Origin of the sequence: Blastococcus sp. PRF04-17 (assembly GCF_023016265.1) — a bacterium.
In the GTDB taxonomy this organism is placed as follows: domain Bacteria; phylum Actinomycetota; class Actinomycetes; order Mycobacteriales; family Geodermatophilaceae; genus Blastococcus_B.
Genome location: NZ_CP095412.1, coordinates 2,895,925 through 2,917,731, shown reverse-complemented (window position 1 = coordinate 2,917,731; position 21,807 = coordinate 2,895,925). Strand labels below are relative to the sequence as shown.

Genomic DNA, 21,807 nt, shown 5'->3' with positions numbered 1-21,807 from the left:
CCCGTCGCGGGCACACGCGCGATGGACCGGGTTCACTGGTCGGGTGCTCGCTTCGACCGACGGCTGGACGATCTGCGGCCAGGGCCACCGGCACTGGGGGCGCGCCGGCGCCGCCGGGCTGCTGCTCCACCGGGACGGCGAGGACGGCCCCGAGGTGCTGCTCCAGCACCGGGCCTGGTGGTCGCACCACGGCGGCACCTGGGGTACGCCGGGCGGCGCCCTGCACCACGGCGAGTCGCCGGCGGACGGCGCGCTCCGCGAGGTCCGCGAGGAGCTCGGGCTCACCGCGGCCGACGTCGTCCTCGGTGCGCGGTCGGTCGACGACCACGGCGGCTGGGCGTACACGACCGTGCTGGCCCGGCCGGCCCGGCCGATCGAGGCGGCCGACTTGAGGCTGGACGGCGAGAGCGACGGGGTGGCGTGGCTGCCGCTGGCCGGACTCGACGGGGTCGACCTGCATCCGGGGCTGGCGGCGTCGCTCTCCCGGCTGCGGCCGATGCTGGAGAACTCGGCGAAGTAGTTCGGCGCGGCGCGGCATGAGGCTGCGCTCCGTGGGTAGGCGGTCACGTCGAATCACGCACTTCGCACCACTAAGGAGCCGGCCATCTCCCGCCGCCCCCGGCACCGCGCCTCAGGGACCGCCACCCGCGGCGAACTGGGCACCGGTGAAGCTCGTCATGCCGTCACCGACCGCCGACGCCCCCGGATCTTCCTGGCGCTGGCGATGCTCTGCGGCGCCCTGCTGGTCGCGGTGCCCATCGCCCTGTTCCTCAGCGGAGGCACGACGGGCAACGGCTCGGCCGGCGACGACCCCGAAGGGGTCTTCACCGGTGAGGACGACGGTGGCACCGACGACGAGGGTGGCCGCGGCGGTGCGGCGCTGAACACGTCGGCGTCGACGTCGCCGGCCCGACCCGGCGACGGCAGCACGGCAGCCGACGCCGGCTCGGCCCCGGCGGGTGCCGCAGGGGCAGGTGGCGCGGGCACGGCCGGTTCGGCGGGCAGCGCCACCGGCACCGATGGCACGCTGGCCGGCACCCGCGGCACCGAGGGTGCTCCCAGCGGTGGGACCGGCGGCACCGGTGGAACGCCGAGCGGCGGAGGCGGCTCCCAGCCGCCGGCGCAGCAGCCCCCGCAGCAGCAGCCACCGGCGCAGGACCCGGCCCCCCAGCCGAAGCCTCAACCGAAGCCCCAGCCGGAGCCCCAGCCGGAGCCCCAGCCGGAGCCCGACGGTGACTGCCTGTGCGAGAACCTGCCGAAGGTGCCGTTGCCGAAGGTCGGCGAGGTGGTGGAGGACCCCGTGGGTGGGCTGCTGGGTTCGTGACGCGCAGGCCCCAATAGGTTCGGTCCCATGAGTGCCCGTGACGACGTCTCCGAGATCTTCGACAGCTCCGCCTGGCAGCCGGTCGAGGGATTCGACTTCGCCGACCTCACCTACCACCGGGCGGTGGACGCCGGCGTCGTCCGCATCGCGTTCGACCGGCCCGAGGTGCGCAACGCCTTCCGGCCGCAGACCGTCGACGAGCTGATCACCGCGCTCGAGCACGCCCGGCTGTCCACCGACGTCGGCTGCGTGCTCCTCACCGGCAACGGGCCCAGCCCCAAGGACGGCGGGTGGGCGTTCTGCTCCGGCGGCGACCAGCGGGTGCGGGGCAGGTACGGCTACGAGCACGAGAAGGGGCGCAGCAGCGGCCGGCTGCACGTGCTCGAGGCGCAGCGGCTGATCCGCTTCATGCCGAAGGTGGTCGTCTGCGTCGTCCCCGGGTGGGCGGCGGGGGGCGGGCACAGCCTGCACGTCGTCTCCGACCTCACCCTGGCCAGTGCCGAGCACGCCCGGTTCAAGCAGACCGACGCCGACGTCGGCAGCTTCGACGGCGGCTTCGGCTCGGCCTACCTCGCCCGCCAGGTCGGCCAGAAGTTCGCCCGCGAGATCTTCTTCCTGGGCGAGGAGTACTCGGCCGCCGACGCGCACGCGATGGGCATGGTGAACCGCGTCGTCCCCCATGCGGAGCTGGAGCGCACCGCCCTGGAGTGGGGCAGGAAGATCGTGGCCAAGAGCCCGACCGCCCAGCGGATGCTGAAGTACTCCTTCAACCTGATCGACGACGGGCTGGTGGGGCAGCAGCTGTTCGCGGGCGAGACGACGCGGCTGGCGTACATGGCCGAGGAGGCCGTGGAGGGCCGGGACGCGTTCCTGGAAAAGCGGGACCCGGATTTCTCCCGCTTCCCGTGGCACGTCTGAGCCGCTTTCGGTACAGAAAGCTCCAACAGGAGGGAGACGCCGTGATCGTCGAGGTGGTGGGGGGCCGCGAGGAGCGCCCCCAGGCTCGTGTGGTCGACGTGGACAACCTCACCGCGCTGCACCTGGCGCTGGGCGAGGTCACCGACGAGGAGGCCGCCGAGGTGCTCGAGCGGGCCGGCCTGGGGAGGCTGCAGGACGCCGACGTCGCGTTCCTCGACGCCGCGGCGCTGCGGGCGGCGGCCGAGCCGCGGGCCAGCGCCCCCGACTGGGCGAGCCGCTGGGACCAGATGGTCGCCCGGGCCCGCAGCCAGGGGTGGCTGTCGGAGGACGGCGCCAGCATCCGGGTGCCCGTGGAGAGCGCCGCCGGGGCCTGACCGGCCCGGGACCTTCGGCCCTTCGCCCGAAGAAGTTTCTGTTGTAGGCAATCGGTCATTGTGGTCGCTCCACCGACACGCCAGGATGTCGCGGTGCATATGACCTCGGGTCACGGAATCTCTTCATGAGTGGCACCCCCGGGCGCCCACTCAGTGCCGAGCTGTCGGAGCAGCTGCTCTCGGTGGCCACCGACATCCTCGCCGAGGAGGGCTGGGGGCGGCTGAACAGCGACCGCATCGCCGCACGCGCCCGGGCGGCAAGGCGGGCATCTACCGGCGGTGGCCGACGATGGCCGCCCTGGCCCGCCACGCGGTCAGCCGCTTCCGCCTGGTGACCGCACCCGAGGACGGCGGTTCGCTGCGGGCCGACCTCGCGACCCTCGTCCAGCACTGGACCCGCCCCCTGGACCGCGAGGAGAAGGCGGTGGCGAGCCTCGTGGGCGCCGCCCGCCACGAGGAGGAGCTCCGGGCGGGACTGGACGCGGCGCTGGTCCGGCCGCTGGCCGAGGTGGTCGCGGAGCTCGGTCGTCGTGCCGAGCGTCGCGGTGAGCCGGTCGACGACGGGCGGCTGGCGCTGCTGGGCTCGGTGCTCGAGGCCTTCTGGTGGCAGCGGTACACCGCGGCCGGCGACGGCGCGATGCTCGCCGAGCAGGTGCAGCGGGTGGTCGACGACGTCCTGCTGCCCATCGCGGCGCCCGGGATGCGCGGCGCCCGCTCGGAACCCGCGACCGTCTGAGGGGCTCAGCCGGCGCAGCGCATCTCCTGTCGTGGCCAGCGGCCGCCGCCGCTGCCGGGGCGGCCTCGCCGCAGTGCACGACCTCGACACCCGCCGCGAACTGCCGGAACGTGGCGTCGGCCAGTGCCGACACCTCGGCCGCGCGCTCGGCGGGATCGGCGCCCTGCTCGATCAGGGTTCGCTGGAGCACCACCATCGTGCGCGCGGTGGACAGCCACGAGGCGGCGACCAGGGCGGCGGCCGTCTCGGGATCGGCGGGCGCGCCGGGCCCGTCGCTCGCCGTCCAGGCCTCGGCCAGCGCCGCGCGCAGCCGGATCTCGGTCTCGTGGACCAGTTCCCGCTCGTAGACCCGCAGCGAGTCCGACGCCTCGACCGTCCGGACGTAGCAGCGTCGCTGCGGCTCGCTGATCGTGGCGACCAGCTCGCCGATCGTCGTCACGAGGTACTCGCGCAGCGCGGTCAGCGGCGGCACGGACGCCGGGCGGTCGCGCACGGAGTCGGCCGGTCCGGCCACCCACGGGGTGCGCCCGTCGAAGAACAGCTCTTCCTTGGTCGGGAAGTGGTTGAAGACGGTCTGGACGGCGACGTCGGCCCGGCGGGCGATGTCGGCGATCGTCACCTGCGAGAAGTGCTGCTCGGCGAACATCTGGTGCGCGACCGTGCGGATCGCCTCACGCGTCTGCGCCTTCTTGCGCGCCCGCCGGTCTTTCAAGTCACCCACCGTCAGAGCATAGCTACCAGTTGTAGTTACTGTCGGGTCAACGCGAGCGCGACCGCTCGCTGTGGCGGACCGATCCCGCTCACGCCACGACCCCCGGACGGCCGGACGCCGAGGTCGGGGGCCCGTCGGCGATCGAGGCCGGCCGGGGAGGGCTCGTCCGGCGCGTGGTGGGGGACGATCCTGTTCCGGCGCGTCGCGCGGCCCGGCGCTCAGCCGACGCGGCGCACTCCGGTCGGCCAGCCGGTCACCGTGGTCCCCGCTGCCATGGAGTCGGGCGCCATGGAGTCGGGGGTCATGCCCTCGAACTGGGTCAGCACCTGCTCGGCGAACCGCTCGACGGCGGCGCGGGTCGCGTCCTCGGCGCCCGTGCCGACCAGCCGGCTGCGGTGCTGGACGAGCAGCGCGCGGACGGCGGCCATCCAGACCCCCGCGGTCAGCGAGGCGACGACGTCGGGCGCGAGGCCCGTCCGGGTGATCGGCGCGAGCGTGGGGTCCTCCTCGCTGGCCTCGCGCAGTGCCTCGCTCAGCAGGCGCACCGACTCGTGGTGCAGTTCGCGCTCGTAGGCCGAGAGGGCCGGCGACGCCTCGAGCGTGGCGACGACGCCGCAGTGCTCCGGCGACCCGACGGCGGCCAGGTAGTCGCGCACCGACTGGATGAGGTGCTCGCGCAGCGCGCTCAGGGTCGGCACGCCCGCCGGCCGGTTGCGGACGGCGGCCGCCGCGCCGCCGACCCAGTCCGCCCGGCCCTCGAAGAAGAGCTCCTCCTTGGTCGCGAAGTGGTTGAACACCGTCTGCACGGCCACGTCGGCTTCGCGGGCGATGTCGGCAATGGTGACCGACTCGAAGCCCTGGGCGGCGAACAATGCGTGCGCCACCCGGCAGATCCGGGCCCGTGTCTCTGCTTTCTTGCGTGCCCGCCGGTCCCCCGTTTCGCTCACCGCTGCAGTCTAACTACTGAAAGTAGGGCGGTTGAGCACCCACGGTCACCGCAGCGGACCAGTCCTCCTCGACCGCCCGGGCCCACGCGTCGATCAGCACGACGAGGTCGATGACGTCGAGGTCGGCGGCGACGTCCGCGATCGTCGTCCGCCAGACGGCGGGCGGGCGGGGGTCGCTCTCCCCGGGCACCCGGTGCTGCGCGGCGTAGGCCGCTTCGGCCCGGCGCAGCACCGCCGCCGTCCCGGGGTCGGCACCGGCCTCCTCGCGGAGGCCGCCGACGGTCACCTCGAACAGCCGCGTGCACGACGGCGAGGCTCTCGGGTGGGCGCTCGGAGCTCCGGGAACCGGGGCGAGGACGGAGCCGCAACCGGGGCAGGTCTCCGCCGGGTCGGGGGGCGGATGGGCAGGCATCTCCCCGATCGTGCCGCACGGGCGGTTGCGCGGCGCGCTGCGTGGGCAGCTCCCGCCGCATGCCTGACGCACGCATCGCCGTCCTCGACGTCGACGGGACTCTCGTCGACACCAACTACCAGCACGCGCTCGCCTGGTACCGCGCCTTCCGGTCGCTGGGCGAGACCTTCCCGATCTGGCGGATCCACCGGCTGATCGGCATGGGCGGCGACCAGCTCGTCGCCGCGCTCGGTGGGGAGGAGCTGGAGGAGCGGATCGGGAACGAGGCGCGCGAGCGCTGGGTGCAGGAGGCCGACCCGCTGATGGCGGAGGTCGCGCTGCTGCCGGGTGCTCGCGACCTGGTGGTGGCGCTCACCGAGCGCGGGCACCGCGTCGTCCTCGCCAGCTCGGGCAAGCCGCACCACGTCGAGCGGGCCCGTCGGATGCTCGACGTCGACGACCTGGCCGCCGGCTGGACGACCAGCGAGGACGTCGAGGCGACCAAGCCGGCGCCGGACCTGCTGCAGGTGGCCCTGAAGACGATCGGCGAGCCGGTGGACGCCCCGAGCGTGCTGGTCGGCGACTCGGTCTACGACGTCCAGGCCGCGAGGAACGCCGGGATGCCGGCGATCGTCGTCCGTTCCGGTGGCTTCGGGGACGACGAGCTGCGCGACGCCGGCGCGGTCGCGATCTACGACACCCCGGCCGAGCTCACGGCTGCGCTGGACGACACCGACCTGCGCTAAGGCGTTCGCTCGCGGCCGAGACGCTGCATCAGCCGGCGCGGGTGGTCGGTGATGATCGCGTCGACCCCGAGCTCGGCGACGAAGTCCATGTCGTGCGGTCGGTTCACGGTCCACACGTGGATCTCCTTGCCGGCCGCGTGCGCGTCGGCGACGTAGTCGGGGTCGGCCCGCAGGATGTGGAAGCCCGGCCCGATCGCCGTCGCGCTGCCGGTCAGCAGCTCGCGGCGCACCGGCCGCAGCCGCTTGTCGACCAGCTGCACGGTGGGCACCGTGGGCGCCAGCTCGCTCATCCGGCGCACGGCCAGCTGGGAGAAGCTCATCATCCGGACGGCGGGCTTGCCGGCCCACTCGACCGGGCGGCCGTTGCCCAGCAGCCCGAAGCGGCGCAGGCAGGCGACCAGCGCCTCCTCGACCTTGCGGGCGTGCCGGGTCGGATGCTTGGTCTCGATCGCCAGCCGCACGGTGCCGGGGCTGGCGGTGATGTACTCGAGCAGCCGGTCGAGCGTGAGCACCAGGCCGTTCTCGACGTCGGGCTCGTCGGTCACCGAGGTGATCTCGTCGTCGTCCCACCGGTGGCGGCGGGCCTTGCGGGGGCCGAACTGGTACTGCTCGAGCTCCTGCAGGTGCAGCGCCGAGACGATGCCGCGCCCGTTGGAGGTGTGCCTGATCTGCCGGTCGTGCACGCAGACGAGCACGCCGTCGCGGGTCATGCGGACGTCGCACTCCACGGCGTCGGCGCCGATCGCCGCGGCGTGCCGGTAGGCGGCCAGCGTGTGCTCGGGGGCGTCGGCGGTCGCCCCGCGGTGGGCGACCACCTCGGGGCCGACCTCGGGGCCGGTCAACGGAGGAGCGGCGAGGTGACCTGCACGCGCTGATCTTCTCCTGTCGGTGGGCGCCCCGCTACGGGGGTCAGCCCGCGATGCCGACCTCCCGTGCGGCGTACTCGGCGATCGTCGCCATCGGTGGCCGCTGGTCGACGGCGACCGCGCTGCTGCGCGGCACGAAGCCGGCGCCCTCGCGGCGGAACTGGGTGAGCAGCCCGCTGGCGTCGAGCCGGTGGGAGCCGGGCCGGCCGGCGCGGGCCAGGACGGTGGAGACGACCTGGCCGGCCATCGCGCCGAGCGCCTCCTGGCTCTGCGAGGTGTGCCGGCGCTCGCCGAGGTCGACCTGGGCCAGCGAGGCCAGACCGCCGAGGCGAAGCAGGTCGATGAGCAGGCCGATCTCGACGCCGTAGGCCGACACGAACGGCACCTGCTCCAGCGCGGAGCGCCGTCCGGCGTACTCGCCGCCCAGCGGCTGGACGAACCCGGCCAGCTCCGGCCACAGCGCGTTGAGCAGCGGCCGGGCGGTCAGCTCGGTGACCCGCCCGCCGCCGGCGGCGTGCACGGTGCCGCCGACCTCGAGCGGCCGGGTGTAGCAGCCCTTCACGTACAGCACCGACGGATCGGCGAGCAGCGGCCCGAGCAGCCCCGGCACGAAGTGGGTGACGTCGCCGATCAGGTCGGAGTCCAGGAAGACCACGAGGTCGCCGGTGGTGGCGGCCAGCGACTTCCAGAGCGCCTCGCCCTTGCCGGGCCGGGTGCCGGAGGCGGGCAGCACGTCGGCGCTGGCCACGACGTCCGCGCCGGCGGCCCGGGCGACCGCGGCCGTGCCGTCGGTGGAGTCGGAGTCGACCACGAGCAGCTCGTCGACCAGCGGCACCCGGCGCATCCAGTGCTCGCGCAGGTCGGCGACCAGCGCGCCGACGGTCGCCTCCTCGTCCCGGGCCGGCAGGACGACGCTGACGCGGTGCCCGCCCCGGCGCTTGGCGCGGAGCAGGGCGTCGAGATCGAGCTCGGCGAGCGAGGTGGCGGACGTCGTGCGGTGCTGGAACCAGGCGCGGGCGTCGGGTCTCATCCGCCCACTCTCGGCCAGCGCGGCGCCCCTGACCAGGAGGGCGCGGGCAGTTCACGGGTTCGTCATCCGCCGGGTTCTTGCGCATTCCTTGCGGTTACCGGGCGGGCCACCTGCGGTTCGGCGTCCAGAGTTCTTCTCGTCCGAGGGGGAACCGCCGCCCACGACCGAGGAGGAACCGTGACGATCGCCACCGACGCAGCCCTGACCCGCCGCGTCACCGGCGCGCGACTCGTGACGATCTCCGCGGTCCTGGGCGGCACCTTCGCCCTCGCCGGCCTCGGCGCGTTCGGGGACCTCACCGGCGGCACGCAGCCCGGCCAGGTCGGCGGCGGCATCGTGACCGTGGAGCTGTCCGAGGCGGTCGCCGCCCGGTAGGGAACGGACCCCACGGCGGTCCGCACGGTCGGCCGGCTCCGGGTCGACCCGGACGGCGTGGCGGGCGGCGACCTGACCTCGACGTCCCGCGTTGGGGTGCTGGGCGAACCGGGCGCCAGCGGTCAGACTGGGTGCGTGGAGGAGCGGCGGAGCGTGTCGAGGGGCCTGGGTTGGCTGCTGGCCGGGTTCCTCTGCCTCGTCATCCTGCTCGAGACCGTGGCGCTCACCGTGATCGCGGTGTTCATCTCGCTCCCGCTGGCCATCGCCGTGCCGTTCGTGGTCGGGGCGCTCGCCCTGCTGATCGTGTGGGACGCCCGCCGCCACGCTCGCCGCTGACCTCGAGCCTCTCGCCGGGGCGCCCTGAGCCGGCTCAGTGGTCGGAGTCGAGGAGGAGCGCGACGTCCTCGTGCACGGCGGCGAGCGCCCGATCGAGGGTCGCCAGGCGACCGCGTCGCAGCCGAACCAGTCCAGCCAGGTATGCGTCGGTCACCTGCTTGTGGCCCACGACTCCGCGCATGTCCACGGCGTCGTAGCCGAGCTCGTCGGGCCAGAACTCGTGCCCGTCGGCGCCGCCGAGCCCACGGACGATCTCCACAGCGTCCCGGGCGGTGGCGCCGACGCGGAGCATGAAGCGGACGAGCGCTCCCTGCGTGAGTGGACACGTGGCGAAGGGCTCGGACAACTGCACGAACCAGTCCTCGACGACGTCGTGGTGCACGTGGTCGGTGACCGACAGGGCGACGAGGACGTTGGCATCCAGCAGGACCGTCACTCGTCGTCCTCGAGCGTGCGGACGTCCTCGCTCGTGACCACACGGCCGATGGAAGCGACCTGCAACCCCGTCCGGCTGCTGGTGGTGACCCGAACTGGTCCGGGGGCGGCCAGGGCGCCGCGGAGCAGTCGCGTGATCGTCTCGCTCAGCGAACTGCCGGAGTCGCGCGCGATGGCGGAAGCAAGGCGATGGATGTCCTCTGGGAGGTCCACTGTGGTGCGCATGGAATTAGGTTAGAGTCATGATGCAGAAATCTTTGTCTGTGCATCATGATGCACGAAAGGCCCGACGGATCACGCGGTAGCCGTCACAGACCACGCCCCTCAGGGGCACGCGATACCGGCGCCAGACGAGGCGTCACTCATCTGTCACGCGCGGACGCGACGCGCTCCAGCGCCCCGCGCTCCGTGAGGGTGGTGGCCGTGCTCACGAGGCGGAAAAGGGAGCATCTGACCGTGCGGTCGAACCGCTGGTCCCTTCGCGGACGCACGTCAAGGCATCCCCGCGGATGTGCCGGGTTTTGCGCGGTCCTTCTCGCGCTGGCGGCCTGCGACGCCGACCCTGGACGAGGAGTGGCTGGCGGCGAGGGCCGCCCTCAGGTCACCGGCTCAGCCGCGACCTCCCCGGCGGCCGACCTCCCGAAGGCCGAGGACGTGAGCGGCCTCCCGGGCGTCCTCCGCTTCGGTGTCTACCCGGACTTCGCCCTGGCCGCTGACGGGCTCGTATGGGTCAGCAACGTCGAGCCCGGCATCGTCGGGTTCGACCCGCTGTCCGGCGAGCAGCGAGTCCCCGTTCCGACGGGTCGCATCAAGGTTGCAATGGAGTACGGGCTCGGGTCGCTGTGGGCCGTCGAGCTCTCGACGGGCGGCAGCACCACATCGCTCCTGCGCATCGAACCAGGCACCGGACAGGTGCTCGTGCGGAAGATCATCCCGCTCGTGGTGTCGAACTCCTCGCTCGCCGTCACCGAGGACACCGTGTGGACCCTGAACGGCATCTTCGGGACTCCCGCCCGCGAACTGGCCGCGTTGTCGCTGGACGGTGCCGTGAAGCAGATCCACGTGGCGCCTGACGGCGCCACTGCGGTGCGCGCCGCTTTCGGGTCTCTCTGGGTATCGACCACCGATGCCGTGCACCGAATCGATCCAGCCGATGGGACCACGCTCGCGACCGTCGACACGGGTCGAGGTAGCGGACTCATGACCGTCACCGAGGACGCCGTCTGGGTGCTCGAAACCTTGGAGGGCACCGTCTCGCGGATCGATCCTGAAACCGACACCGTGGTGGCCACTGTTCGGGTGTCCGACGGTCCGATCATCCGCGGCGACATCGCCGCCGGGCCCGGGTCGATCTGGGTACGTACCAGCAAAGAACTGGCCACCGGGATCGATACGGCGACGAACACGGCAACTCGAGTTCTGGGCCCCGCAGTGCAAGGAGGCGGCGGCATCGCTGTCGCGGAGGGGGTCGTCTGGATCACGACGGGCCACGGCCACATGATCTACCGCGTCCCGATCAGCTGAGGCACTCCTCGGGCAGGACCGCGCGGCGACCCACTCGGGCAGTCCCGCCGCACTTCGCGCGCCGCTCACTCCGGCCGACCACGCCGAACTCGGCTCAGCAGGAGCTGAACCGATAGCTGCCACGTTCCCGTTCCCGTGCCCCATAGGCCGCCCTCAGGGGAAGTCAGACGAGACGACTGCCGACGGAGGCGTCCAGGGCCGAGCGGCTCTGCTCGCCGACCGCAGCCCCCTCGCCCGTCGGCTCGGGGTGGCCGAGGTCGGTTAGCCAGCCGCGCAGCACCCGGTGCAGGTGCTCGGCGCCGACGATCTCGCCGGGCGGGGTCCACGCGCGCGGGTAGGTCAGGAAGCCCAGCTGCTGCGGCCCGCCCAGCCCGCCGTGCGACCCGACGTGCGGCTCGAAGGGCGACGCCTCGTCGGTGTCGGGGTCGTAGCGGCTGTTGATGACCACGTCGGCGCAGTGCGGGAACCCCGACGAGCGGGCGACGAGCGCGGCGGCGTGCGGGCCGTAGGGCAGCAGCGGGTCCTCGCCGATGACGACGCCCGACGCGAGCCGGTGCAGGCCTTCCCGCCCGAGGACGACGGGCCCGTACTCCTCGGAGTGCACGAGCAGGAAGCCGACGCCGTCGTGGTCGACCAGGCCGGGCAGCAGGTCGGGCCAGTGCAGCTCGATCTCCTCCAGCGACACCCGGCCGGGGATGTCGGCGAACGACACCATCGCCGTGTGGCCGGAGACGACGCAGACCACGCCCGGCGCCACCCGCGGCACGGCGCCCGGCTCGCCGGGCAGCGGGTGGTCGTGCTCCGACGCCCCGTCGACCCGCGCGCGGAGCCGCCGGGCGATCGGCCCGGCGCCCTCGCCGAGCGCGGCGGTCACCTGCCACGCCTCGGCGGTGCGGCGGCTGTCCTTCTGCCCGGACAGCGGAGCCGCGCCCGGTGCGCCGCACAGCCGGCCGACGAGCTCCTCGATCGACTCGCCGAAGCGGTCGGCGAACGCCCAGCCCTGCGTCTGGCCGTGGTCGGACAGGCAGACCAGGTGGTAGTCGCGCGGCGCCAGCGAGGCGGCGCGGTGGAGCCGGCCGATCTGCTGGTCGATGCTGCGCAGCACCTCGAGGCTGTCGAAGCGCTCGAGCCCTGAGTGGTGGGCGACCTCGTCGTAGCCCAGGAAGTCGGCGTAGACCACGGGGCGCCCGGCCAGCATGTCCTCCAGCAGCGCCGAGACGACGACGTCACGCGCGATGACCGTCGTCCCGGGGCGGGCCAGCGGGTAGATGCCACCCCGGGACACCCGCGGCCGGACGTCGGCCCGGCGCTGCTGGGCCGCCGCCCGCAGCTCCCGGTAGATGTCCACGAACGAGACGCCGATCGTGCGCAGCGCGTTCACCGGGTTGGCGAAGTACGCGTAGTAGCCGGCGCCGACGCGGTCCCGGCGACGCCGGGCGCGCCGGGCCCGTTCGGGCAGGAAGCCCAGCGAGCTCATGGTGAGGCTGACGTGCCAGGCGTCGCCGGTGAACAGGTTGCCGCGGGAGGCGCCGCCGCCGGCGAGCAGCCCCCGGCCGTCGGAGTGCCGCCGCTCCACCTCGGCGGCGTCGGCGGGGTGGGAGACCCGCATGACGTGGTCGCGGTCCTTCTCGTACCAGCGGAAGCCGGGGACGTCGTGGTTCGAGCCGTGCAGGATGCCCGACACCGCGGAGCCGGTCTGCGAGCTCCAGTCGGTGTGCCACGAGGTCAGCACGTGGCTGCCCGACCGCAACCAGGCGGCCAGCGTCGGCATCGACCCGTCGCGCACGGCGCGGCGCGCGGTCTCGTACGACAGCCCGTCGATCTGCAGGAACAGCACCCCCGGCGGAGCCGGTCCGGGGTAGCGGCGGCGGCGGCCTGGCGGCGGGCGCGGCGGAAGAACACCTCGTCCTCGTCGACCGCCAGCGCGCTGTTGACCAGCCCGGAGACCGCGGCCATGGCAACGGCGACGACGACGGAGGTCTTGAAGCTGTGCACCTCGACGCCCGGGATCGCCAGGAAAACCGCCAGCACGCCCGCGCCGAGCAGCAGGAAGCCGCCGACGCCGAGGGTGAAGACGGCCAGCGGCAGCGCCACCCGCAGCACGAGCGGCCACACGCCCGCGGTGAGGAGGCCGAGCAGCAGCGCGGCGACCCACGGGTGCCACCAGTCGCTCATCGCGAACCCGGACAGCCAGGCGTCCAGGGCGACGAGGGCCCCGGCGGCGATGCTCCAGGTGAGCAGGACGCGCGCGATGGTCCGGCCGGTGCGCAGCAGCCGGCCCCGGTCGGGAGAGGCGGTCACGCCGACTCGCAGGCCGTCGGCTCGCGCTCCGGGGTGGCGTCCGTGTCGCGACGGCGGCGCCGGGAGCCGAGGAGGTTGAGCGCGGCGCCCACGACGAGCACCAGCACCGCCGCGAGCAGCGTCGCCAGCAGCGGGGAGTCGAAGATGCCGCCGCTCACCACCCCGAGCAGCGAGTACGCCACCGCCCACAGGGATGCGGCGAGCAGCGCAGCCGGCACCAGCCGCCGCCACGGGTACGCCAGCGCGCCGGCCGCCACGAGCACCGGGATGCGCCCGGCGGGCAGCAGCCGCCCGGCGACGATGATCTGCCAGCCGTGCCGGCGGAACTGGTCGCGCACCTTGTCGAGGCGCTCGGGGTGCTGGCCGCGGGTCACCCAGCGCACCGCGGCCGCCCGCCGAACCGGCAGACCGCGAAGGTGATCAGGTCGCCGGCCAGCGCGGCGGAGGTCGCGACGGCCAGCACGAGCGGCAGGCCGAGGGTGTTGGTGGTCATCGCGAACGCTGCGCCCGCGCCGACCACGGCGCCGGTGGGCACGACGGGGACCACCGAGCCGAGCAGGATCAGCCCGAACAGCAGGGGATAGCCGACGGCGGTGCCGCCGTCCCAGGCCGAGGCGAGGGTGCTCATGCCGCGGCCAGCGACGGAGGCGGCGGCAGCAGCACGCGCGAACCGGGCTCGGTGACGACGACCCGGGTGGGCAGCCCGCGGGCGGCCACCTCGGTGGCGAACGACCGCGGCGGGTCGACCAGCAGCCGGCGCATGCGCGCCCGCAGCGGCGAGGGGACGACGGTCATGCCCGCCACGGTCAGCGTGCCCCAGTGCACCGGGACGGCGACCCGCGGGCGGATCAGCGCGACGGCGTCGGCCGCGGTGACCGGGTCGAGGTGGCCGGGGCCGAGCGAGGGCCCCCAGCCCCACACCGGCAGGAGGGCGACGTCGACCGCGCGCGCGGCGAGCACCGCCATGCCGTCGAACAGCCCGGTGTCACCGCTGACGTAGACGGTGCCGGCGCCGGGGGACTCGAGCAGGTAGCCCAGGGACTCGGTGGCCGGGCCGTGGGTGGAGCGGGGGCCCCAGCGGTGGCCGCTGTGCTCGGCGCGGACGCCGGTGATGCGCAGGTCGCCGTCCGACAGGGTCTCCCCGGCCGAGAGCTCGCGGGTGTTCGGGAAGCCGCGGCCGCGCAGCCAGGCGCCGGCGCCGCGCGGCACGAGGACGCGCACGTCGCGGCCGAGCATGCGCAGCGACGGGATGTGCAGGTGGTCGCCGTGCAAGTGGCTGATCAGCACCAGGTCGACGCCGGCCCAGGCGGCGGGATCGGGCAGCGGCACGACCCGGCGCAGCGCCCCGATCGTGGGAGCGAGGACGGGATCGGTGAGCACCGTGCGGCCGGCCAGCTCGACGCGGACGGTCGAGTGGCCCAGGAAGTGCAGCTCCGGGCTCCCCACGGCGCCAGTATTCGCCCGGCGGCGGACAGTTCCCAGCGGTTTGGGTCCTGGTCGGGGACACCTCACCCGGAATTGGGGGAGAACCCTGACCCGTACATGTCGATCATCGGCAGGTGGCTGCCCGACACGCCGCAGCGGGCGACCACTTGCCGATGATCATCGCGAAGTGGGGGAGGGGAGCGGCAGCAGCGCGGCCAGTGCCTCGACGGGCAGGTCGTGCGGTTGCAGCCGGCCGTGCATCAGCGCGACGCCGGCGGCGAGCACCGTGCGGCGCACCTCGGGGGTGTGCACCCCGCCGGCGATGGTCAGGAGGTTGAAGCTGGTCGTCGTCCGCACGATGGCGGTGAGCACCTGCTGCGCCCGGCCGGTGTCGTCACGGGTGGCCAGCGCGGCGAGGTCGACCCGCACCATATCCAGCGAGATGCGGGCGAGCAGCGCGAACAGGCTGTGGCCCATGCCGTAGTTGTCCAGGCACAGGCGGACGCCGGTGGCACGGGCGGCCTCGAGCTCTGGCACCAGCGCGGCCGAGGAGGTCAGCAGCGTCTCCTCGGTGAACGAGATGGTCAGCCGCGAGGGGTGCAGACCGGCCTCGCGCAGCGCGTCGGCGATCTCGGCGGCCAGGCCCTCGGGCACCGCGTGGCCCGCGGGCAGGCTGACGGCGACCCCGACGGAGTCGTCCAGACCGGCGATCTCGAGGCACGCCTGGCGCAGCAGCCAGCGCTGCAGGGCGGCCGAGCGGCCCTGCCGCTCCGCGACGGTCCACAGCTCCATGCCGCGGACGGTGCCGTGCACGGCGTGCTGCCACACCGGGACGGCGTGGACGAGCACGATCCGGCCGTCGGCGTCGCAGGCGGTGTCGAGCCGCAGCTGCAGCACGCCCTCGTCGACGACGGCGTCGAGGTCGCTGTCGGGGACGACGACGATCGGGTGGCCGGCCGTCCCGGCGGCCAGGCGCACGCAGCCCTTGCCGGCCTGCTTGGCCGCGCGCAGGGCGGCGTCGGCCTCGCGGAAGGCGACCTGCCCGCCGGCCGGGGTCAGCTCGGCCACGCCGACCGAGGCGCCGACCGCGAAGGCCCACTCGCTGGTGCGGTGCGGCATGCCGAGCGCGTCGACGACCCGCTGGGCGACGTCCTCGGCCTCGGCGAGGGAGCCGGTGACCAGGACGGCGAACTCGTCGCCGCCGAGGCGGGCGACCAGGTCGTCCTCGCGGACGACGGTGCCCAGGCGGCGGGCGACCTCGACGAGCAGGTGGTCGCCGGCCTCGTGGCCCGCGACGTCGTTGACGGCCTTGAACCCGTCGAGGTCGAGCACCAGCAGGCAGCGCTCGTCGAGGGTGGGCGCGGCCATCTCGCCGAACAGCGAGGCGCGGTTGGGCAGGCCGGTGAGGTGGTCGGTGTAGGCCATGCGCTCGAGCTCGCGCTCGCGGCGGCGGCGCTTGGTGACGTCGCGCAGGTACAGCACGCGGCGGTCGCTGCCGGGCCGCTCGGTCGAGGTGGCCTCGAGATCGCGGGAGGAGCCGTCCGCCGTCCGGACGCGGAAGTGCACGGCCGGGCCGTCGCCGGCGGGGAGGCTGCCGGCCTGGCGGACCTGCTCGCGGTCGGACGGGTCGACGAGATCGAGCAGGCTGACCTCGTCGTCGTCCGCGGACAGGCCCAGCAGGCGGCGGGCGGCCGGCGAGGCGAACATGAGGCGGAACTCGCCGTCCATGATCGCGATGCCGTCGGAGCTGGACTCGATCAGCCCGCGGAAGTCCTGCTCGCTGCGGACGAGGTCCTCGGTGATCCGGCCGTCCTCGCGGACGCGCAGCACCAGGCGCAGCGCCATGAGGCTGAAGACGAGGGCGAAGCCGATCTCCGCGGCCACGCTGTGGCCCTCGTCGCGCACCTCCATCAGCACGATGGCGCCGGGCAGGCTCAGGACGGCGCCGATGACCAGGGCCATGCCGAGCGGGCTGACGACGGGCGCCGAGGCGCGGGCGCTGCGCTCGGCGAACGTCCTGGGGGCGAAGGCGGCGGCGATGACGACGGTCTGCAGGCCCATGGCGACGGAGAGATCGGACCCGGCGACCCACGTCCAGGACGGCGCGATGATCGCCATGGCCTCGAAGCAGGCGGCCGACGCCTGCCACGCGACGGCGCCGATCATGACGCTGACCGAGCGGCGAAGGGCGGCGGTGGAGACCGTGCACAGCGCGCCGGCGCCGCCCAGCATGATCGCCGCGTAGCCGCCGTAGGCGAGCACGAGCGAGCGCAGGTCGTCGGGTGCGTTGACGGGGTTCACCAGCGGTGCGCGCAGGACCTCGGTGACGGTCAGCAGGGCGATGGTGATGACCAGGCCGTCGACGACGAGCGCCGTCCACCGGGTGCGGCTGACCCGGCGCGCGAGCAGGCCGCAGGTGATCAGCGGCGTGCAGGCGCCGGCCAGGAGCAGCACGTCGTCGCCACCGAAGCCGTCGAACTCCGGGCCGGGGAAGAACCCGGCCAGGAACTGGCCGGTCATGAACATGAGGATGCCGACGGTCATGAACCGCCAGGGGCGGGCCGCCCTCGGCGTCATGGCGCGGGTCAGCCGGACCATCGTCCAGGCGGAGCTGGCCGCGACCAGGCCGAGGACGATCTCGTCCCACTGCATGCCGGTGCCGTCCGGGGCGCTGAAGGGCACGGCCGCGGCCAGGGCCAGCAGGGCCAGGGGCACGGTCCAGCGGACCTCGCGGGGAAGGCTGCGGAGGAGCGTCATGACGGCATCGCGGGGGATTCTGCCTGCGCGAGCGCCGCCATGGCGGTTTCCGTCGCGGGCAGTTCCACCCACGCCTCCCACGCGCCGTCGGCCAGCTGCTCGGCCTCCAGCGGTCGCGAGAACACGTAGCCCTGCAGGTAGCGGTGGCCCATGTCCTGCAGGAGCTGGAGGACGGCGGGGTTGGTGACGCCCTCGACGATCACCGGCAGGCCCAGGCTCGAGCCCAGCTGCAGGACCGCGCGGCACATGGCCCGGCGGGCCGGGTCGTGCTCGACGTTGGCCAGGAAGTACTGGTCCATCTTGAGGACGTCGACCGGCATGCCCACCAGGTAGGCCAGGGACGACCAGCCGGTGCCGAAGTCGTCGACGGCGATGCGGACGCCGAGCTGGCGCAGGACGGTGAGGTCCTCGATGACGTGCGAGTCGTCGAGCAGCACCGACTCGGTGATCTCGACGATGAGCCGGCGGGCGGGCAGGCCGCTGGTCTCCAGGGCACTGATGACGTCGGGGACGAGCTCGCCGCTGCGCACCTGGCGGGCGCTGACGTTCACGGCGACGTTGAGCTCGATGTCGCCGAGGCCGGCGATCGTGGCGCAGGCCTCGCGGAGCACCCAGCGGCCCAGCTCGGTGATCAGCGGGGACTCCTCGGCCAGCGGCACGAACTCGGTGGGGGAGACGTCGCCGAAGACCGGGTGCCGCCAGCGCAGCAGCGCCTCGACGGAGACGGTCCTCTGCAGCACGATGTCCACGACCGGCTGGAAGGCCAGGCGCAGCTCGCCGCGCTCCAGCGCCCCGTCGAGGTCGGCGCGCAGGGCCTCGCGGCGGTCCTGCTCGATGCGCAGCGCGTCGAGGTAGCGGCGGACCGAGCCGGGGCCGGCGGTGCGGGCGCTGCGCAGGGCGAGGTCGCCGCGGCGCAGCGCCTCGCCGGTGTCGACGTCGGCGGCCAGCGCGGTGACGCCGGCGACGGCGGTGAGGCGGACGGGGCCGGCGCTGGTGGGCACCGGGCCGACGGCGGCGACCAGCCGGGCGGCGACGGTCTCGGCCTCGGCGATGGTGCCGTCGACGAGGACGACGAAGTCGCCGTCCTTGCCGCGGGCCAGCCAGTCCTCGCCGCGCAGGGCACGGGTGAGGCGGGTGGTGACGCCGCGGAGGACGTCGTCCTCGGTGCCCGGGGGCAGGTCGCCGCCGCCGATGCCGATGAGGGCGAGGGCGTGGGCGCGGCCCTCGCGCTGGACGGCGCCGAGCCGGCGCACCAGGGCTGCGCGGTTGGGCAGCCCGGTGACCGGGTCGGTGAGGGAGAACTCGGTGAGCTCGGGGTCGACGCCGGGCGCGGGCACGCGGGAGGAGACGTCGCGGCAGTACAGGACGAGCGCACCGACGTCGGGGTCGGCGCGCAGGTCGCGGACGGTGGCCTGGATCAGTCGCCAGCGGCCCTCGGCGTCCTTGACGCGGGCGGTGCGGACGGCGAAGTCCTCGCTGTCGCTGGGCGGCGCGCTGAGCGCGGCCTCCAGCGGGCCGCGGTCGTCGGCGTGCACGACGTCGATCAGGCGCATGCCGAGCGCCTGCGCGGGGTCCAGGCCGACGAGGTCGGCGGCGGCCTGGGAGACGAAGCTGATGTGCAGCGACCGGTCGACGATGACGACCGGGTCGACGCTGCTCTTCACGAGGGTGCGGAACGAGGACTGGCTGCGCTGCAGGTCGCCGGTCAGCTGGCGCTGCCGGCGCAGAAGTGTCACCTGGGTGCCGGTGAACCCGACGAGCGAGAGGACGGCGATCACCGCGCCGGCGCCGGCGTCGACGTGCGCGGCCGTCAGCCCGCCCAGGACGGCGACGACGGCGACCACCGCGCCGCAGACGGCGACGAGCCCGGCGCGCCCCCGACGGGGCGCGGCCGGGAACGCAGCCGCTGGCTGCCCCAGGAGGGGGGCGGTGGTCACGGCGTGTAGATCGGGATCTCGGAGCGCTACCTGCAGCCGGAGTCATGCATCTGTCACCCGTCGGGGTGAACGCGCCTGCGCCGCGAGTTTCGAGACGGGTGCGTGATGCGGGCACCGGTGGGTACCGCGGGCATCACGCGCGGCACCACGGGGGCAGGCGCCGGTACGGCACTCGTACCCGCCTGTGCTGCAGGGCACCACGGCGCAGCGCACAGGGGGAGAACATGAGCGGGCGGCATTCGGGCCGGCAGACGTCCGGGCGGGCGGGATCGGGAGGACGGCACCGGGCGGCCGGCGAGGCGCCGCCGGAAGCGGTACGGGAGAAGCTCGTGCCGGCGCTGTGGGGCGCGAGCGGCGCACTCGCCGCCGGCGCCCTGGCGCTCGCCCTGACCGGCCAGCACGTCGTCGGGCACGCGACCGCGGTACCGCCGCAGGCCTCCGGACCCTCCTGGTCCGGCGGGCCGGGCGGCGGCACTCCCGCAGCGCCCGACCTCGAGCGGATCGGGCAGGGCTCCGGCGGGGTCGGGAACAGCTGGGCCGGCACCCGGTGGGGCCTGTTCGATGCGGGGGCCTACTGCGACGGCCTGACGGGTGGCGCTGTTCTCGCCCGCACGACGTGGTCGCCGGACGCCGTCCCCGACACGACGGCGCCCACGAGCTCCGGCGAGCCCACGCCGCCCGGCACCGACGCCGCGCCCGCGGGATCGACGGCGCCGCAGCAGGGCGGGCCGGCGGGGCAGTCGCCCGCCCCCACGTCGGCACCGGAGCCGGCGACGGGGCCCGCGCCGGGCGACGGGGGCGGGCCCGCTCCGAGCGGGACGGTGACCGACCCGGTGGTGCGGGCGGTCGAGCCCGTGGTCGAGCCCGTGGTCGAGCCCGTGGTCGAGCCGGTGCGACCGGTGACCGAGCCGGTCGTCGCGCCTGTGCGCGAGACGGTGGCGCCCGTGGCGGAGCCGGTCCGGGAAGCGACCGCGCCGGTGGTCGAGCCGGTCCAGGAGGCCGTCGCCCCGGTGGCGGAGCCGGTTCAAGAGGCCGTCGCCCCGGTCACGGAGCCGGTTGCCCAGGTGGTCGAGCCGGTTGCCAAGCCCGTTGCCGAGGTGGTGGAGCCGGTGGCCGAGGCGCTGCCCGCACCGGCCGACCCCGCACCGGTCGTCGGCGCGCAGTCCCTGCCGTTGGGTGGGTGACCGGCCGGAGATGCGGCACGAGAAAGTCGCGAACTGGTGATCGCGGAGCAACCGCGACGACTCCGTGCGCTGCCACGATGCTCCGCATGGAGGTTCGCCAGCGACGGGCGGTCCAGATCGGACCGAGTCCGCTCCCGTGCGGCATCTGCGGCGGTACCGACGTCGTGGCCGTGGAGTCGCGCCTGGTGCGCCACGGCGTCGACTGGCTCAACCCGAGGTGGAAGTCCTCGCCCCGCACCCACGACCTGTGCCGGGAATGCGGGGCCAAGCACCGGACCGAGGCCGGCCGGCGCATCTGAGTGAGAGCCGGCACAACCGTGGACGGGAACGGTCCGTACCGATAACCTCACTGCGTGCAACAGCGGCGTCAGCGAACCGAACTCTTCGTCCTCCCGGACCGGCCGTGCGGCCTCTGCGGGCACGGCGAGGCCGTCGTCACCGAATCCCGTTCGGTGCGGCAGGGGCTGGCGTGGCTCAACCCCGTCTGGAGCCCCGACGTGGAGCTCTACGAGCTCTGCTCGTCCTGCGGCGCGCGGCGACCGCTGGAGAGCGCCCTCGTCGGTTCCTGCTGACCGTCACCGCGGCGCCCGGTCGGCCAGCAGTCGGCGCACCAGCGGCTCGATCCGATCGGTCAGCCGGAGGTGGCCCTCGTCGGTCGGGCTGATGTCGTCGGTGCTGATCGCGCCTGGACTGTCGACGAGCCACCGCTCGGCCAGCGGATCGACGAAGGCCGCACCTGAGGCGGCCGCCGCCTGCCGGATGACGTCGCGCACCGGCGGCAGTTCCGGCGGTACGACCTCCTCCGGCCAGACAGGGCCGATGACCAGGAGCCGGGTCTGCGGTGCCGCGGCGCGGATAGCCGCGAAGGTACGGGTGGCCGCAGCGGCGATCTCGGCCGGTGCCGCGGCGTAGTCGTTGCGGCCGCCGAAGACGATCGTCACGTCGGCCGCGGGCTCGGGGGCGTCCTCGACGAGCGAGACGATGGTGTCTCCCGTGACGGCTGATGCCGTGACGTATCCGGCATCCGGGACGGCGTGGACCGACGGCCCCGCGGCGCCGAGCCGTTGGCTGACGATCGCCGGCCACCCGGCCGCACCACTGCCCCCCTCATCGGTCCCGGACACGTACCAGTCCCCGTAGACGGCGAGGACCGGAGCCCGGTCGACCGGAGGCTGCGTCGTCGGCGTGGTGGTCGGCGTGGTGGTCGGCGTGGTCGTCGGCGTGGTCGTCGACGGAGGTGCGCCGGCGCGAACCGGCGGTTCGTAGGTGGGAATCGTGCGATTGCTCGCGTGCCAGGCAGCCCCGGCCACCAGGAGTCCGGTGACCAGCAGGACCGCGGCGATCACCGCGGCCTCTCGACGGCTCGGCAGCGGAAGGCTGCGGAAGAAGCCCGGTGGACCGGGCCGCGCTGCCACGATTCGGGACGCTACCGACCCGTTACCGCCATCGCCCCGGTGTCGGGCCGGGGCGGAACGGCACCGGACAGTCG

The 21,807-nt window shown here is 74.2% G+C and carries 28 protein-coding genes and 1 pseudogene; 14 read left to right on the top strand and 15 right to left on the bottom strand.

Translation table 11 applies throughout. The features are described 5' to 3' along the window. Window positions 1–43 precede the first annotated feature (43 nt). The 7 genes from MVA48_RS14760 (at window position 44) to MVA48_RS14730 (ending at window position 3,699) form a co-directional block, all read left to right on the top strand. On the top strand, window positions 44–520 hold the full coding sequence (locus MVA48_RS14760) for an NUDIX domain-containing protein (RefSeq protein WP_246981456.1): 477 nt from the start codon (window positions 44–46) through the stop codon (window positions 518–520). A gap of 204 nt (window positions 521–724) precedes the next feature. Further along, the gene (locus MVA48_RS14755) at window positions 725–1,324 is read left to right on the top strand and encodes a hypothetical protein (protein ID WP_246981455.1); all 600 of its coding nucleotides are present in this window, start codon (window positions 725–727) and stop codon (window positions 1,322–1,324) included. A gap of 27 nt (window positions 1,325–1,351) precedes the next feature. Beyond that, window positions 1,352–2,242, top strand: coding sequence for a 1,4-dihydroxy-2-naphthoyl-CoA synthase (locus tag MVA48_RS14750; RefSeq protein ID WP_246981454.1), 891 nt, complete (start codon window positions 1,352–1,354; stop codon window positions 2,240–2,242). A gap of 41 nt (window positions 2,243–2,283) precedes the next feature. Next, the gene (locus tag MVA48_RS14745; protein WP_246981453.1) at window positions 2,284–2,616 is read left to right on the top strand and encodes a hypothetical protein; all 333 of its coding nucleotides are present in this window, start codon (window positions 2,284–2,286) and stop codon (window positions 2,614–2,616) included. A gap of 125 nt (window positions 2,617–2,741) precedes the next feature. Next, window positions 2,742–2,951 (top strand): hypothetical protein, encoded by a 210-nt coding sequence (locus MVA48_RS14740; RefSeq protein WP_246981452.1) that lies wholly within the window; start codon window positions 2,742–2,744, stop codon window positions 2,949–2,951. Further along, entirely contained in the window at window positions 2,906–3,352 is a 447-nt protein-coding gene (locus tag MVA48_RS14735) for a TetR-like C-terminal domain-containing protein (RefSeq protein WP_246981451.1), read from the top strand. Before MVA48_RS14740 ends, MVA48_RS14735 begins: the two co-directional genes overlap by 46 nt. A 206-nt stretch (window positions 3,353–3,558) precedes the next feature. After that, window positions 3,559–3,699, top strand: a complete 141-nt coding sequence (locus tag MVA48_RS14730; protein ID WP_246981450.1) for a hypothetical protein — start codon at window positions 3,559–3,561, stop codon at window positions 3,697–3,699. Window positions 3,700–3,947: 248 nt separating this feature from the next. Here MVA48_RS14730 and MVA48_RS24265 read toward each other — a convergent pair. The 3 genes and pseudogenes from MVA48_RS24265 to MVA48_RS14715 form a co-directional block, all read right to left on the bottom strand. After that, window positions 3,948–3,998: pseudogene (locus MVA48_RS24265) on the bottom strand (hypothetical protein); the annotation flags it as partial. Window positions 3,999–4,282: 284 nt separating this feature from the next. Continuing rightward, window positions 4,283–5,011, bottom strand: a complete 729-nt coding sequence (locus MVA48_RS14720; protein ID WP_246981448.1) for a TetR/AcrR family transcriptional regulator — start codon at window positions 5,009–5,011, stop codon at window positions 4,283–4,285. Window positions 5,012–5,024: 13 nt separating this feature from the next. Further along, window positions 5,025–5,423, bottom strand: coding sequence for a DUF5946 family protein (locus MVA48_RS14715; RefSeq protein ID WP_246981446.1), 399 nt, complete (start codon window positions 5,421–5,423; stop codon window positions 5,025–5,027). Window positions 5,424–5,482: 59 nt separating this feature from the next. Here MVA48_RS14715 and MVA48_RS14710 point away from each other — a divergent pair, with 59 nt between their 5' ends. Then, window positions 5,483–6,148: an HAD family hydrolase gene (locus MVA48_RS14710; protein ID WP_246981444.1), complete on the top strand. Its 666-nt coding sequence runs from the start codon at window positions 5,483–5,485 to the stop codon at window positions 6,146–6,148. Here MVA48_RS14710 and MVA48_RS14705 read toward each other — a convergent pair. Together MVA48_RS14705 and MVA48_RS14700 are read right to left on the bottom strand one after the other, a co-directional pair. Continuing rightward, window positions 6,145–6,990, bottom strand: a complete 846-nt coding sequence (locus MVA48_RS14705; RefSeq protein WP_246981442.1) for a glycerophosphodiester phosphodiesterase — start codon at window positions 6,988–6,990, stop codon at window positions 6,145–6,147. The two genes, MVA48_RS14710 and MVA48_RS14705, sit on opposite strands and share 4 nt — an antisense overlap. Window positions 6,991–7,057: 67 nt before the next feature. Further along, window positions 7,058–8,044: a glucosyl-3-phosphoglycerate synthase gene (locus tag MVA48_RS14700; RefSeq protein ID WP_246981440.1), complete on the bottom strand. Its 987-nt coding sequence runs from the start codon at window positions 8,042–8,044 to the stop codon at window positions 7,058–7,060. Window positions 8,045–8,221: 177 nt separating this feature from the next. Here MVA48_RS14700 and MVA48_RS14695 point away from each other — a divergent pair, with 177 nt between their 5' ends. Continuing rightward, a complete protein-coding gene (locus MVA48_RS14695; RefSeq protein ID WP_246981439.1) occupies window positions 8,222–8,419 on the top strand; it encodes a hypothetical protein in 198 nt (65 codons plus the stop codon). Window positions 8,420–8,554: 135 nt separating this feature from the next. Next, complete coding sequence (locus MVA48_RS14690) at window positions 8,555–8,755, top strand: hypothetical protein (protein WP_246981437.1); 201 nt, start codon at window positions 8,555–8,557, stop codon at window positions 8,753–8,755. A 34-nt stretch (window positions 8,756–8,789) separates the two neighbouring features. On the opposite strand, the gene MVA48_RS14685 is transcribed toward MVA48_RS14690, so the two are convergent. After that, on the bottom strand, window positions 8,790–9,191 hold the full coding sequence (locus MVA48_RS14685) for a TA system VapC family ribonuclease toxin (protein ID WP_246981435.1): 402 nt from the start codon (window positions 9,189–9,191) through the stop codon (window positions 8,790–8,792). Then, window positions 9,188–9,415: an antitoxin gene (locus MVA48_RS14680; RefSeq protein WP_246981434.1), complete on the bottom strand. Its 228-nt coding sequence runs from the start codon at window positions 9,413–9,415 to the stop codon at window positions 9,188–9,190. Before MVA48_RS14680 ends, MVA48_RS14685 begins: the two co-directional genes overlap by 4 nt. 429 nt (window positions 9,416–9,844) lie before the next feature. Here MVA48_RS14680 and MVA48_RS14675 point away from each other — a divergent pair, with 429 nt between their 5' ends. Next, on the top strand, window positions 9,845–10,714 hold the full coding sequence (locus MVA48_RS14675) for a hypothetical protein (protein WP_246981432.1): 870 nt from the start codon (window positions 9,845–9,847) through the stop codon (window positions 10,712–10,714). Between the two features lie 163 nt (window positions 10,715–10,877). Here the strand turns inward: MVA48_RS14675 and MVA48_RS14670 are convergent, their stop codons facing one another. The 7 genes from MVA48_RS14670 to MVA48_RS14640 form a co-directional block, all read right to left on the bottom strand. Continuing rightward, window positions 10,878–12,551, bottom strand: coding sequence for an alkaline phosphatase family protein (locus tag MVA48_RS14670; protein WP_246981431.1), 1,674 nt, complete (start codon window positions 12,549–12,551; stop codon window positions 10,878–10,880). After that, complete coding sequence (locus MVA48_RS14665) at window positions 12,440–13,015, bottom strand: phage holin family protein (RefSeq protein WP_246981430.1); 576 nt, start codon at window positions 13,013–13,015, stop codon at window positions 12,440–12,442. The genes MVA48_RS14670 and MVA48_RS14665 overlap by 112 nt, the downstream gene beginning before the upstream one ends. Next, complete coding sequence (locus MVA48_RS14660) at window positions 13,012–13,389, bottom strand: DedA family protein (protein ID WP_246981429.1); 378 nt, start codon at window positions 13,387–13,389, stop codon at window positions 13,012–13,014. The genes MVA48_RS14665 and MVA48_RS14660 overlap by 4 nt, the downstream gene beginning before the upstream one ends. Next, window positions 13,386–13,643, bottom strand: coding sequence for a hypothetical protein (locus MVA48_RS14655; protein WP_246981428.1), 258 nt, complete (start codon window positions 13,641–13,643; stop codon window positions 13,386–13,388). Before MVA48_RS14655 ends, MVA48_RS14660 begins: the two co-directional genes overlap by 4 nt. After that, complete coding sequence (locus MVA48_RS14650; RefSeq protein ID WP_246981427.1) at window positions 13,640–14,461, bottom strand: MBL fold metallo-hydrolase; 822 nt, start codon at window positions 14,459–14,461, stop codon at window positions 13,640–13,642. Before MVA48_RS14650 ends, MVA48_RS14655 begins: the two co-directional genes overlap by 4 nt. A gap of 156 nt (window positions 14,462–14,617) precedes the next feature. After that, window positions 14,618–17,197 (bottom strand): diguanylate cyclase domain-containing protein, encoded by a 2,580-nt coding sequence (locus MVA48_RS14645; protein WP_246981426.1) that lies wholly within the window; start codon window positions 17,195–17,197, stop codon window positions 14,618–14,620. Then, entirely contained in the window at window positions 17,194–19,134 is a 1,941-nt protein-coding gene (locus tag MVA48_RS14640) for a putative bifunctional diguanylate cyclase/phosphodiesterase (RefSeq protein ID WP_246981425.1), read from the bottom strand. The genes MVA48_RS14645 and MVA48_RS14640 overlap by 4 nt, the downstream gene beginning before the upstream one ends. A 224-nt stretch (window positions 19,135–19,358) precedes the next feature. Here MVA48_RS14640 and MVA48_RS14635 point away from each other — a divergent pair, with 224 nt between their 5' ends. The 3 genes from MVA48_RS14635 (at window position 19,359) to MVA48_RS14625 (ending at window position 20,890) form a co-directional block, all read left to right on the top strand. Beyond that, window positions 19,359–20,318 (top strand): hypothetical protein, encoded by a 960-nt coding sequence (locus MVA48_RS14635; RefSeq protein WP_246981423.1) that lies wholly within the window; start codon window positions 19,359–19,361, stop codon window positions 20,316–20,318. Window positions 20,319–20,404: 86 nt separating this feature from the next. After that, window positions 20,405–20,617, top strand: coding sequence for a hypothetical protein (locus MVA48_RS14630; protein ID WP_246981421.1), 213 nt, complete (start codon window positions 20,405–20,407; stop codon window positions 20,615–20,617). 54 nt (window positions 20,618–20,671) lie between these two features. Continuing rightward, window positions 20,672–20,890: a hypothetical protein gene (locus MVA48_RS14625; protein WP_246981418.1), complete on the top strand. Its 219-nt coding sequence runs from the start codon at window positions 20,672–20,674 to the stop codon at window positions 20,888–20,890. A gap of 3 nt (window positions 20,891–20,893) precedes the next feature. Here MVA48_RS14625 and MVA48_RS14620 read toward each other — a convergent pair whose 3' ends face one another. Continuing rightward, a complete protein-coding gene (locus MVA48_RS14620; RefSeq protein WP_246981416.1) occupies window positions 20,894–21,733 on the bottom strand; it encodes an SGNH/GDSL hydrolase family protein in 840 nt (279 codons plus the stop codon). Window positions 21,734–21,807 lie beyond the last annotated feature (74 nt).